Annotated in this window: 13 protein-coding genes; all 13 read left to right on the plus strand. The window is 73.7% G+C overall.

Annotated features, from left to right (window positions below; all coding sequences use genetic code 11):
- The first annotated feature begins 51 nt into the window (after nt 1-51).
- The 13 genes from ACI8AX_RS02055 to ACI8AX_RS02115 all read left to right on the plus strand — a co-directional run bounded on the left by ACI8AX_RS02055 (nt 52) and on the right by ACI8AX_RS02115 (nt 12,536).
- Nucleotides 52-963: an ABC transporter permease gene (locus tag ACI8AX_RS02055; RefSeq protein ID WP_456548121.1), complete on the plus strand. Its 912-nt coding sequence runs from the start codon at nt 52-54 to the stop codon at nt 961-963.
- On the plus strand, nt 956-1,771 hold the full coding sequence (locus tag ACI8AX_RS02060; RefSeq protein WP_456548122.1) for an ABC transporter ATP-binding protein: 816 nt from the start codon (nt 956-958) through the stop codon (nt 1,769-1,771). The genes ACI8AX_RS02055 and ACI8AX_RS02060 overlap by 8 nt, the downstream gene beginning before the upstream one ends.
- Nucleotides 1,772-1,900: 129 nt before the next feature.
- Nucleotides 1,901-2,899: an ABC transporter substrate-binding protein gene (locus tag ACI8AX_RS02065; RefSeq protein WP_456548123.1), complete on the plus strand. Its 999-nt coding sequence runs from the start codon at nt 1,901-1,903 to the stop codon at nt 2,897-2,899.
- An 8-nt stretch (nt 2,900-2,907) separates the two neighbouring features.
- The gene (locus tag ACI8AX_RS02070) at nt 2,908-3,756 is read left to right on the plus strand and encodes an aspartate dehydrogenase domain-containing protein (RefSeq protein ID WP_456548124.1); all 849 of its coding nucleotides are present in this window, start codon (nt 2,908-2,910) and stop codon (nt 3,754-3,756) included.
- A 115-nt stretch (nt 3,757-3,871) separates the two neighbouring features.
- Complete coding sequence (locus ACI8AX_RS02075) at nt 3,872-5,434, plus strand: aldehyde dehydrogenase (protein WP_456548125.1); 1,563 nt, start codon at nt 3,872-3,874, stop codon at nt 5,432-5,434.
- A complete protein-coding gene (locus tag ACI8AX_RS02080) occupies nt 5,431-5,802 on the plus strand; it encodes a RidA family protein (protein ID WP_456548126.1) in 372 nt (123 codons plus the stop codon). Before ACI8AX_RS02075 ends, ACI8AX_RS02080 begins: the two co-directional genes overlap by 4 nt.
- A gap of 35 nt (nt 5,803-5,837) precedes the next feature.
- Nucleotides 5,838-6,380 (plus strand): cupin domain-containing protein, encoded by a 543-nt coding sequence (locus ACI8AX_RS02085; RefSeq protein ID WP_456548127.1) that lies wholly within the window; start codon nt 5,838-5,840, stop codon nt 6,378-6,380.
- A gap of 61 nt (nt 6,381-6,441) precedes the next feature.
- Nucleotides 6,442-7,413 (plus strand): PDR/VanB family oxidoreductase, encoded by a 972-nt coding sequence (locus tag ACI8AX_RS02090; RefSeq protein ID WP_456548128.1) that lies wholly within the window; start codon nt 6,442-6,444, stop codon nt 7,411-7,413.
- Nucleotides 7,414-7,500: 87 nt separating this feature from the next.
- The gene (locus ACI8AX_RS02095) at nt 7,501-8,520 is read left to right on the plus strand and encodes a VOC family protein (RefSeq protein WP_456548129.1); all 1,020 of its coding nucleotides are present in this window, start codon (nt 7,501-7,503) and stop codon (nt 8,518-8,520) included.
- 1 nt (nt 8,521) lies between these two features.
- Complete coding sequence (locus ACI8AX_RS02100; RefSeq protein WP_456548130.1) at nt 8,522-9,313, plus strand: alpha/beta fold hydrolase; 792 nt, start codon at nt 8,522-8,524, stop codon at nt 9,311-9,313.
- A complete protein-coding gene (locus ACI8AX_RS02105) occupies nt 9,310-10,053 on the plus strand; it encodes an SDR family oxidoreductase (RefSeq protein WP_456548131.1) in 744 nt (247 codons plus the stop codon). Before ACI8AX_RS02100 ends, ACI8AX_RS02105 begins: the two co-directional genes overlap by 4 nt.
- Nucleotides 10,054-10,064: 11 nt before the next feature.
- Complete coding sequence (locus ACI8AX_RS02110) at nt 10,065-10,847, plus strand: SDR family oxidoreductase (protein WP_456548132.1); 783 nt, start codon at nt 10,065-10,067, stop codon at nt 10,845-10,847.
- Nucleotides 10,848-10,859: 12 nt separating this feature from the next.
- Nucleotides 10,860-12,536, plus strand: a complete 1,677-nt coding sequence (locus ACI8AX_RS02115) for a thiamine pyrophosphate-binding protein (RefSeq protein ID WP_456548133.1) — start codon at nt 10,860-10,862, stop codon at nt 12,534-12,536.
- The last annotated feature ends 1 nt before the right edge of the window (nt 12,537 follow it).

Consider the following 12,537-nt stretch of genomic DNA (forward strand, 5'->3'; position numbering starts at 1 on the left):
GGGCACAGTGGCGTCGGTCGCGACGCTCCCGAGCGCCGGCGAGGGGGAGTCGTGACGATCCAGCAGGGCGCGGAGGTGCACGTCCCGCTCAGCGCGCCGGAGTCCGAGGCCGTCGAGGAGCGCGCCGCGGTCCCGGCGCCGCCGCGGAGGAAGGTGCGGACGGGCTTCCCGTGGCCGGTCACCGTCCTCCTCCGGCTCGTCGTCCCGGCCGGCATCCTCGGCGCCTGGTACCTGGTCTCGCAGGGGGAGCGCTCCGGCCTCTTCGTCAAGGACCCGGTCACCTCCTTCGAGCGCTTCGTCGAGGAGTTCCTCTCCGGCGACGCCTCCCGGTTCTTCCTCGGCGACGCCACCTTCGACCACCTCTTCCCGAGCGTGGGCCGGGCGCTGGCCGGCCTGGGCATCGCGGTCGTCGTCGGCGTCGTCGTCGGCGTGCTGCTCGGCATCTCGCCGGTGCTCACCGCGCTGTTCCAGCCGCTGATCCACCTCGGGCGCTCGCTGCCGAGCCCGGCGCTGCTCGGCGTCTTCTTCTTCCTGTTCGGCACCGGCGACTCGCCGAAGGTCTTCCTGATCGCCTTCAGCGTCGTCTGGCCGATCCTGCTCAACACCATCGACGGCGTCAGCTCGATCGGTCAGGCCCGGGCGCAGGCCGCGCAGGTCTTCCGCATCCCGGGCCGCGACGTGCTGTTCCACATCGTCCTGCCCGGCGCCTCGCCGAAGATCTTCGCCGGCATCCGGACGTCGCTGTCGTTCTCGCTGATCCTGATGATCATCTCGGAGCTGCAGAAGTCCGAGAACGGGCTGGGCTACCTGCTCATCCAGTCCCAGCGCACCTTCGACTACGCCGGCTTCTGGGCGGTCCTGATCGTCCTGGTGATCCTCGGCGTCCTGTTCAACACCATCTTCCTGGCAATCGAGCGACGCGTGCTCGCCTGGCACCGAGGAGCGACCCAGCAGAATGACTGAGACCAGCGCGTCCGCACCCCGGACCTCCGCCGCCACCAGCGCCGAGCTCCTGCTCGACGGCGTCTCCCGCAGCTACGGCGACAACCTCGCCGTCCGCAGCATCAGCGCCGAGGTCCCGGCCTCGAAGATCAGCGTCATCGTCGGCCCCTCCGGCTGCGGCAAGTCGACGCTGCTGCGGATCATCTCCGGCCTCGACGAGCCCACCGCCGGCCGCGTCGAGTTCGAGGGCACCCCGGTCAAGGGCGTCCCCGAGGGCCTGGCGATGGTCTTCCAGGACTACTCCCGCTCGCTGTTCCCCTGGATGCGGGTGGACAAGAACGTCGCCTTCCCGATCAAGCACCTGCCGGCCAAGGAGCGGGCCGAGCGCGTGCGCTTCGCCATCGAGGAGGTCGGGCTCTCCGGCAAGGAGAAGCTCTACCCCTGGCAGATGTCCGGCGGCATGCAGCAGCGCGTGGCCATCGCCCGCGCCCTGGCCAGCCACCCGAAGCTGCTGCTGATGGACGAGCCCTACGCCTCGGTCGACGCGCAGACCCGCGCCGACCTCGAGGACCTGCTCATGCGGATCCAGGCCGAGCTCGGCATCACGGTCCTCGTGGTCACCCACGACATCGACGAGAGCGTGTACCTCGCCGACCGGATCATCGTGCTGTCGTCGCCGCCGAGCGTCGTCGCCGAGGTCATCGACGTCGACCTGCCCCGGCCGCGCGACCACATCGCCACCAAGACCGACCCGCGCTTCGTCGAGATCCGCGGGCACGTGACCCGGCTGCTGCGCAGCAAGGAGGCGGCGGCGCACGGCGCCGCCTGACCGGACGCGCACGGCCCCCGGGTCGACACGGACGGCGACCCGGCGCACCACCTGCACCAACCGGCGTGACCACCCGGTCACGTCCGTCCAGACGATTGAGTGCTCAGCATCTGAGCTCGGAGGTATTCGATGAGGTTCCGTGGGGTCGTGGCGGGTGCGACCGCGTTCGCCATGCTGGGTCTGGCCGCCTGCGGCGGGGACGACGACGGCGGCAGCGACAGCGGCTCGGGCGGCGGCGGCTCGGCCGACGGCGAGCTCGAGACCACCGAGGTCACGGTCGGCGCCCTCCCGCTGGCCGACTACTCCGCCCTGTACTGGGCGCAGGAGAACGGCTTCTTCGAGGAGGAGGGCCTCACGGTCACCCTCGAGCCGGTCCAGGGCGGCCCGCAGGCCGCGCAGAACGTGGCCACCGGTGAGCTCGACATGAGCTTCTCCAACACGATCTCCACCTCGATCGCGGCGCAGAGCGGGCTGCCGATCCAGACCGTCGTCCTCACCAGCGCCCTCGGCGCCGGTGGCCTGTCGGTCTACGTCACCCCCGACTCCGACATCCAGACCCTCGAGGACCTGGACGGCGCCACGATCGGCATCAACGCCACCAACAACATCGGTGACGTGACGCTGCGGAACCTGCTCAACGAGGAGGGCCTGGACGACGTCGAGCCGACGTTCGTCGAGGTGCCCTTCCCCGAGATGCTCTCGGGCGTCCAGGCCGGCTCGATCGACGTCGGCTACTCGCCCGAGCCGTTCTCCTCGGCCGCGCTGGCCGCGGGCATGCGCGAGATCGTCGACCTGACCGCCGAGGAGGGCCCGAACGACGGCCTGGCGGTGTCGAACTTCATCGCCAGCGACCAGTTCATCGAGTCCAACCCGAACACGGTCGCCGCCTTCGCCCGTGCGATGTACGCCGCCGGCGAGGACATCATGGCGAAGGAGGCCGAGTGGCGTGAGTGGCTGCCGACCATCGCGCAGGTCTCCCCGGAGGTCGCGGCGGAGATCGCGATGCCCGAGTTCCTGACCGAGACCGACGTCGAGCGCATCCAGGAGGTCACCGACATCCTGGTCGAGCAGGGCCTGCTCGAGGAGGGCTACGACCCGGCCGACGACACCTTCGTCGCCGAGGGCTGACCCCACCGATGACCACCCGCGCCGAGAACGCCTCCCGCGCGCACGGGGCCGCCGGTCCGTCCGGCGTCCCCGGGCTCCGGGTGGCCCTGCTGGGCCACGGCGCCATCGGGCGGGTGGTCGCCCGGGAGCTCCTCGCCGGGGCGGTGGACGGCGCGCACCTGGCGTGCGTCGTCACCCGCTCGCCGGCCGAGGAGCTCCCGGTCCCCCGGCTGCCGCTGGCCGAGGCGGTCCAGGCCGCCGACGTCGTCGTCGAGTGCGCCGGGCCCGCCGCGCTGGTCGAGGCGGCCGAGCCGGTGCTGTCGGCCGGCCGCGACCTCGTGGTCAGCTCGGTGGCCGGCCTGCTCGACCCGCGGCTGGCCGGCCGGCTCGGCGAGCTCGGCCCCGGCCGGCTCCGGTGCACCCACGGGGCGCTGGGCGGGCTGGACCTGCTCGCCTCGGCGGCCGCCGTGGGCGGGCTGGACCGGGCCGTGCTGCGCACGACCAAGAAGCCGGTCGCGCTGGTGCAGCCCTGGATGGACGAGGCCGAGGCCGCCCGGGTGCGGGACGCCACGGGCGACGTGCTCGTCTTCGCCGGCACCCCGGCGGAGGCGGCACGGCTGTTCCCCCAGTCGCTCAACGTGGCCGCCGCCCTGGCGCTGGCCGTCGGGGACCCCGACGTCGTCCGCGTGGAGCTGCACGCCGACCCCGCGGCCGACCTCACCACGCACCGCATCGAGGCGTCGGGGCCGCAGGGCTCCTACGCCTTCGAGGTGCAGAACCGCCCGAGCCCGGACAACCCGCGCACCAGCGCGGTCGTGCCGTACTCGATCCTGCGCACCCTCAGCGGCCTGACCGCCCGCCCACCGCTGATCGCCTAGGGCAGTCGGCCCCTGCCTCTTGACCGTGGCGGGGGCCACTCCTACCCTCGTCCCTAGATCTCTGAGCGCTAAGAAGATGAGCCCTCAGAGGGGCCGACTCCCCGGAGGAACCACCATGACCGACCTGGACCTGGAGCGGGACCTGCCCAACGCGCCCGCCGGGCGGTCGCCGGCCGCCGACGACCTGCAGGCGTCGCTGCGCGACGAGATCCCGGTCGCCGGCCGCTGGCAGCGGGGGAGCGGCGAGCTCATCGAGTCGGTCGACCCGGCCACCGGCAAGGTCTTCGCGACGCTGCACGCGGCCACGGTCGAGGACGTCGACCGCGCCGTCCGCGGCGGCCTCCGGGCGGCCGAGGAGTCGGGGTGGACGGCGATGCTGCCGCACGAGCGCGCCCGCGTCCTCCACCGCATCGGCGAGGCCGTCGAGCGCGACGCCGACACCATCTCGGCGCTGCAGACGCTCGACACCGGCAAGACCCGCGCCGAGACCCGGGCGCTGGCCCTCAGCGCGGCCAACACCTTCCGCTACATGGCCGCGACCCTGGAGACCATGGTCGGGGACATCACCCCCTCCCGCGGCGAGTACCTCACCTTCGCCACGTGGGAGCCGATGGGCGTCGTCGGCGCCATCACCCCGTGGAACTCCCCGATCGCCAGCGACGCGCAGAAGATCGCCCCCGCGCTGGCCGCCGGCAACGCCGTCGTCTCCAAGCCCCCGGTCTGGGCGCCGTGGGTGACGCTGCACCTCGCCCGGCTCGCCGAGGAGGCGGGCCTGCCCGCCGGGCTGCTCTCGGTCCTGCCCGGCGCCGGCCGCACCGTGGGCGAGGCCCTGGTGGCCCACCCGGGCATCTCCAAGATCAGCTTCACCGGCGGGACGACGACCGGCAAGCACCTCGGCGAGGTCGCCGCCCGCAAGGTCATGCCGGTCACCCTGGAGCTGGGCGGCAAGTCCCCGACGATGGTCTTCCCCGATGCCGACCTCGACCAGGCGGTCGCCGGCGTGGTCTACGGGATCTTCAGCTCCACCGGGCAGAGCTGCATCGCCGGCTCCCGCGTCTTCGTGCACCGCGAGATCGCCGAGGAGTTCACCGCCCGGCTGGTCGCGGCCACCGAGCGGCTCGTCGTCGGTCCCGGCGACGACCCGCGCACGCACGTCGCGCCGATGATCACCCACTCCCACCGGGACGGCGTGGCGCGGATGGTCGACGACGCCGTCGCCGCCGGCGCCACCGTCCTCACCGGCGGCCGCGTGCCCGAGGCCGGGGAGCTGGCCGACGGCGCCTACTACCTGCCGACGATCCTCACCGGCGTCACCAACGACGCCCGCATCTGCCAGGAGGAGGTCTTCGGCCCGGTCGCCGTGCTGCTGACCTTCGACGACGAGGACGACCTCGTGGCGCAGGCCAACGACACCGTCTTCGGCCTGGCCGCCGGCGTCTGGACCCGCGACTTCCCGCGCGCCTGGCGGGTGGCCCGCGCGGTCAAGGCCGGCACGGTCTGGGTGAACACCTACAAGCAGTTCAGCATCTCCACCCCGTTCACCGGGCTCAAGGAGAGCGGCATCGGCCTGGAGAAGGGCCGTGACGGGATCCGCTCGTACATGCACCAGAAGTCCGTCTACGTCGACGTCAGCGGACGCCCGATCCCGTGGGGCGCCCCGGGAGGGTTCGAGCGATGAGCACGAGCACGCAGATCAGCGGCGCGCACCCGTACAGCCCGGCGTTCGCCGTGGGCGACCTGGCCTTCGTCTCCGGCGCGCTGTCGGTGGACGCCGACGGCGTCGCCGTCCGCGGACGCACCGAGGCGATCGAGGCCGCCACCGCCCGGCTCACCGAGCGGCTGGAGACCGTCGGCTTCGACCTGGCCGACGTCGTGAAGACGACGTACTTCGTCACCGACCTCAGCCTGCGCGCCGAGGCCAACGCCCACTACCAGCGGGTGTTCGCCGAGCCGCGGCCGGCGCGCAGCTTCGTCGAGGTGGCGGGCCTGCCCTACGGGGCCACCGTCGAGATCGAGGCGATCGCCCACCGCGGTCGCGCCCACTGACCCGCACCGTCCCGACACACCGGAGGAGAACCGCAGTGACCACCGAGCAGACCACCACCGAGCAGACGGCCCCGGCCACGGGCGCCGACCTCGAGTCGCTCATCGACTCCTGCATCGCCAGCGCCGAGAGCCGCTACGAGGACTGGGACGCCCTCGGCTTCCAGGCCTCCCAGGGCGGCGACCGCTTCCGGCGCGCGCAGATCCGCTACATCGGCTCCGGCGCCACCGGCGACCACTCGGCCGACAGCCGCACCCTCAAGCCCGAGCACTTCACGTTCTCCAACATGAAGCTGCCCGTCGGCGCCGTGGGCCCCGAGCACACCCACCACGACGTCGAGGAGGTCTTCTACGTCCTCGAGGGCAAGCTGGAGGTCTCCGTCCACGACGTCGAGGACGGCACCAAGAAGGCGACCCGGGTCCTGGGCTACCGCGACCTCATCCGCGTGCCGGCCGGCGTGCCGCGCTCGCTGAAGAACGTCGGCGACACCGACGCGCTGTTCTGCGTCGTCATCGGCGCCCCGAAGCCGCAGCTGCCGACCTACCCGCCGTCGTCGGAGATGTACGGCGTCAAGCGCTGACGCGCACGGCACCACCGCGGCCGAGGCCTGCCGCACCACATCGAGTCTGGGGAGTCCGGGCATGGAGAGGAACCTCGCGGGCGAGGACGGGCGGCACACGCTGCGCGTCCAGCAGAAGACCTACGAGGCCGACGGCATCACGAGCGTGACGCTGGTCGACCCCGCGGGCGGCGCCCTGCCCACCTGGAAGCCGGGTGCCCACCTGGCCCTGCACCTGCCCAACGGGCTGGTGCGCGAGTACTCGCTGTGCTCGGACCCCTCGGACTCGACCCGGTGGACCGTCGCGGTGCTGCGGACGCCGGACTCGCGCGGCGGCAGCGCCTGCGTGCACGACGCCCTCTCGGTCGGCGCGCACGTGCAGGTCGACGGCCCGCGCAACGCCTTCCACCTCGAGGACGCGCCCAAGCACTTCCTCATCGCCGGCGGCATCGGGATCACCCCGATCATCACCATGGCCCGCGAGCTGCAGGCCCGCGGCGCGGACTGGGCGATGCTCTACACCGGCCGCAGCCGGCAGACGATGGCGTTCCTGCGCGACGTCGAGGCGCTGCCGCGCGAGCGGGTGCACGTGCACGTCGACGACGAGAACGGGCGCTACCCCGACCTCAAGGCGATCCTGCACAGCCAGGACCCGCGCACCCTCGTCTACTGCTGCGGCCCCACCCCGCTGATGGACGCCGTGGCCGAGGCCATGGAGGACCCCTCGCTGCTGCGGCTCGAGCGGTTCAAGGCGCCCGAGCGGGTCGTCCCCGAGGGCGAGACCGACGAGGCGTTCGAGGTGGTCCTGCAGTCCACCGGCGAGCGGATCCCGGTCGGTCCCGACGTCTCGGTGCTGCAGGCCCTGGAGGACGCCGGGGTGCCGGTCGACTCGTCCTGCACCGAGGGCATCTGCGGCACCTGCGAGACCGGCGTCATCAGCGGCGACGTCGACCACCGCGACTTCCTCATGAGCCCGGAGGAGCACGAGGCGGCCGGGACGATGATGGTCTGCGTCTCGCGCTGCCGCTCCCGCGAGCTCGTCCTCGACCTCTGACGCACGGGGGGAGCCTTTCGCGCGCGAAAGTCCCCCAACCCCCGCACTTTCGCGCGCGAAAGTCCCGAAGACACCCCAGGAGACCTCATGAGCGACCACCGCGTGCACTACGCCGACCAGCCCGTCGTCCGGCTGATGGCCCTGCGCTCGGTCACCCTCGGGGTGCCCGACCCGGCGACGTCGCGGGACTTCTACAGCGAGGCCTGGGGCCTGGGGGTCAGCGACGCCGACGACGGCGCCGGCCGCTTCTGGCTGCGCGGCACCGGCGAGGAGCACCACGTGCTCGAGCTGCAGAAGACCGAGCAGAACAGCCTCGGCGGGGTCAGCTTCGCCGTCGGCACCCGCCGCGAGATCGACGACGCCGCCCGTCGGCTGACCGACCTCGGCATCCCGCTGCTGCGCGAGCCCGGCCCCTACGACGACGCCGCCGGCGGCTACGGCCTGGCCCTGGTCGACCCCGAGGGCCGCGTCGTCGAGCTCGCCGCCGACGTGCACGCCGTCGTCCGCCAGGACCAGGGCGGGTACGCGGCGCTGCCGAAGAAGCTCGCGCACGTCGTCCTCAACACCGTCGACATCGACCGGGCCACCGCCTTCTACTGCCAGGTGCTGGGCATGCGGATCTCCGACTGGTCGGAGCACCAGATGTCGTTCCTGCGGTGCAACCCCGAGCACCACGTCATCGCCTTCAACCAGGCGCCGTGGACGTCGATCAACCACGTCGCCTACGAGATGGCGTCGGTCGACCACTTCATGCGCGGCATCGGCAGCCTCAAGGTGCACGGCGTGACCCCGCAGTGGGGCCCGGGCCGGCACGGGCCCGGCGACAACACGTTCTCCTACTACACCGACCCGGCCCAGCTGGTCTGCGAGTACACCTCCGAGGTCATCCAGGTCGACGAGGACTCCTGGCTGTGCCGCACCTGGCGGCGCACCCCGGAGCTGTCCGACCAGTGGCGCACCGCCGGCCCGCCCACCACCTCGGTCCGCTCGGCGATGGCCGGCATCCCCGACGCCGGCGCGCGCGGGCTGGTCGACGCCAAGCCCGAGTACTTCCTCCCCGTCTCGGCCGACAACGGCGCGGGCATCGGGGTCGGGGTCGAGGCCTGACGTGACCGCACCCGCCCGCACCCGCCTGGCCGGGGGGCTCGCCGTCACCGACGAGGGGAGCGGCCGCCCGGTCCTCCTGCTGCACGGCATCGGCGGCAGCGCGGCCTCCTGCGCGGGGGTGGCCGGGCTGCTGGCCGCCGCCGGCGCCCGGGCGCTGGCGTGGGACGCCCCCGGCTACGGGGAGTCGGCCGACCCGGAGCCGGCGGCCGCCCACGACCTCCCCGGCCGGTTCGTGGCCCTGCTCGACGAGCTGGGGCTGGACCGCGTCGACCTGTTCGGCACCTCGTGGGGCGGCGTGATCGCCACGCTCGTGGCCGCGCGGCACCCCGAGCGGGTGCGCACGCTGGTGCTCGCCGACTCCACCCGCGGGTCGGGCACGAGCCCGGAGAAGGCAGCCGCCATGCGGGCGCGGGCCGCCGACCTGGCCGAGCAGGGGCCGCGCGCGTTCGCCGCCGCCCGCGCGCCGCGGCTGGTCGCGCCCGGCTGCGACCCGGAGGTGGCCGGGGCGGTGCGTGCCGAGATGGCCGCGGTGCGGCTGCCCGGCTACGCCGCCGCCGCGGAGTTCATGGCCGCCACCGACACGGAGGCGCTGCTGCCGGCGATCGCCGTCCCCACGCTGGTGCTGGTGGGGGAGCACGACGTCGTCACCGGCGTCGCGGAGTCCCGGCTGCTGGCCGAGCGCATCCCCGGTGCCCGGTTCGTCGTCGTCCCCGGCGCCGGGCACGCGGCGCTGACCGAGAAGCCCGCCGAGGTGGCCGCCGCGGTGCTCGAGTTCTGGGAGAGCGCACCGTGAGCCGCCTCAGCGTGGTCACCGGCGCGGCCCGCGGGCTGGGCCGGGTGATCGCCGAGACCCTCGCCGCGCAGGGCGACAGGCTGGTCCTCGGCGACATCCGCGGCGAGCTGCTCGAGCAGACCGCCGCCGAGCTGCGCGCCGGCGGCGCCGAGGTGACCGCGCTGACCGTCGACATCGCCGACCCGCACTCGGTGGCGGCGCTCGCCGAGTGCACCGAGTCGCTCGGCGGCGTCGACGCGCTGGTCAACAACGCCGCGCTGGCCGACGGCGTGGGCGGTGACGCGTTCTGGGAGCTCGACATCGAGGCCTTCCGCCGGATCATGACCGTCAACGCCCTGGGCACCTGGCAGGTCGCGGCCCGGCTCGTGCCACAGATGCTGGAGAAGGGCGCCGGCGCGATCGTGAACGTCGCCTCCGACACCGCGATCTACGGCTCACCGCGGCTGGTGCACTACGTCGGCTCCAAGGGCGCGGTCATGGCGATGACCCGCACGATGGCCCGCGATGCCGGCCCGCACGGCGTCCGCGTCAACGCCGTCGCCCCCGGCCTGATCCGGGTCGAGGCGACCGAGACCGTGCCCGACCACCGGTTCCAGCTGTACGCCGACAACCGGGTGCTCCCGCGCGAGCAGACCCCGCAGGACGTCGCCGACCTCGTCGCCTACCTGCTGTCCGACCGGGCCGGCTACGTCACCGGCCAGGTCGTCGCGGTCGACGGCGGCTTCACGATGGTGCAGTAGGGAGCCTCGACATGGACCTCCAGCTGAACGGCCGCACGGTCGTCGTCACCGGGGCGAGCTCCGGCGTCGGCCTGGCCACCACGCGCATGCTCGTCGGCGAGGGCGCCTCGGTCGTGGCCTCCGCCCGCGACCTCGAGCGCCTCCAGGCCGGCGTCGGCGCGCTGCCCGGGCCGGGCAAGGTGCACGCGGTCGCCTGCGACGTCGTCGACCGCGCCTCGGTCGAGGCGATGGTCGCCGAGGGCGTCGAGGTGTTCGGCGGGGTGGACGGCGTCGTCTGCAACGCCGGCCGCTCGCTGATGGCGCCCATCTCCGACACCACCGACGAGCAGATCCGCGAGGAGCTCGACCTCAAGGTGTTCGGCGCGTGGAACGTCATCCGCGCCGCCCGGCCGCACCTGGCCGCCTCCGACGCCGCCTCGGTGGTCAACGTCAACGCGATCCTGGCCAAGCAGCCGGAGTCGCGGCTGGCGATCACCTCGGCGGCCCGCGCGGCGCTGCTCAACCTGACCCGCACCTTGTCGGCCGAGCTCGGCCCGGAGGGGATCCGGGTCAACTCGGTCGCCCTCGGGCTGGTCGACACCGGCCAGTGGCGGCGCCGCTACGAGGCCTCCGGGACGGGGCAGAGCTACGAGGAGTGGAGCGCCGAGATCGCCGCCGACCGCGGCATCGCGCTCGGCCGGTTCGGCCGCGCCGAGGAGGTCGCGTTCCCGATCGTCACCCTGCTCTCGCCCCTGTCCTCCTACTGCACCGGCACCACCGTCGACGTCGGCGGCGGCGTCGCCCGCTACCTCTGAAGTGAGGACCCCATGACCAGCAACGGACGCCGGGCCACCGGCGGTGACGTCCTCGTCGCCGTCATGAAGCGGCACGGCATCGACACCGCCTTCGGCGTGATCAGCGTGCACAACCTGCCGCTGGTCGAGGCGGTGGCCCGCGAGCTGCGCTTCGTCGAGATGCGCCACGAGGCCGCGGTGGTCAACGCCGCCGACGGCTACGCCCGCGCCACCGGCGGCATCGGCGTCGCCATCACCAGCACCGGCACCGGAGCCGGCAACGCCGCCGGATCGATGATCGAGGCGCTCACCGCGGGCAGCCGGGTCCTGCACATCACGGGCCAGATCGACTCCGAGCACTACGACCCGGCCGCCCCCGGTTCCGCGCGCGGGGTCATCCACGAGTTCCCCGGCCAGCGGAAGATGCTCGAGGCGGTCTCCGCCTTCGCCGCGACCGTGCCGTCGGCCGACCGCGCCGAGGCCACGCTCGAGGAGGCGGTCGCGGCGATCCTCTCCACCCCCGGCGGCCCGGCCAGCGTCGAGTGGCCCTCCGACCTGCAGTACCTCGCCGACCCGGCCACCCAGCAGCCCGCCACCGCCGCGCCGGCGCCCGCGCCGCAGCCCGACGACGACGCGCTCGACGCCGCGGCCGCGCTGCTGGCCGCCGCGCACCGCCCGCTGCTGTGGGTCGGCGGCGGCGCGGCCGGCGCGCCGGCGGAGCTGGCCGAGCTCGCGCACCGCCTCGGCGCCGGCGTGCTGACCAGCAACTCCGGGCGGGCGATCGTCCCCGAGGACGACCCGCTGGTGATCGGCAACTTCGCCAGCACCCCCGCGGTCGCCCCGCTGATCGCCGACGCCGACCTGCTGCTCACCGTCGGCAGCCACTTCCGGTCGAACGAGACCAAGAGCTACGCCCTCGAGCTGCCCAAGCGGCACGTGCAGGTCGACGTCGACCCCGCCGCCGTCGGCCGGGTGTACCCCGCCGAGGTCGGCCTGGTCGGCGACGCCCGCGCGGTGCTCGCCGCCCTGCTCGAGCGGCTGCCGGCGGTCGCGACCGAGCCCGGCTGGACCGACCGGGTGACGGCGGTGCGCGAGCAGGTGCGCGCGGACCTGTCGGCCTACATCGGCGGCTACGGGGAGATCTGCGCCGGGCTGCGCACGGTGCTGCCGCGCGAGTCGGTCGTCGCCCGCGACGTCACCATCCCCTCCAGCCAGTGGGGCAACCGACTGCTGGAGTTCTACGACCGGCGGTCCAACGTCTTCCCGCTCGGCGGCGGCATCGGCCAGGGTCTGGCGATGGGCATCGGCGCGGCGCTCGGCCGGCCGGAGGCGCCCACGGTCGTCATGGCCGGCGACGGCGGCCTCGCCGTCCACCTCGGGGAGCTGGCCTCGCTGGCCGGCACCGGCGCGTGGGTCGTCGTCCTGGTGTTCAACGACGGCGGGTACGGCGTCCTGCGCAACATGCAGCAGGCGAACGGGTTCGACGTCACCGGCGTCGACCTGTTCACCCCCGACTTCGGCAAGCTCGCCGCCTCCATGGCGATGCCGTACTGGCTGGTGCAGGGCCCGGGCCGCTTCGAGGCCGTGCTGCGGGAGGCCGTCGCCGTCCGCGGGCCGGTCGTCGTGGAGGTCGACGTGACGGCCCTCGACCCGGTGCCCGGCGCCTTCACCCCGCCGGTGCACGTCCCCTCCCCGGAAGGGAGCCACTGAC

It is taken from the genome of Blastococcus sp. SYSU D00813 (genome assembly GCF_054050735.1).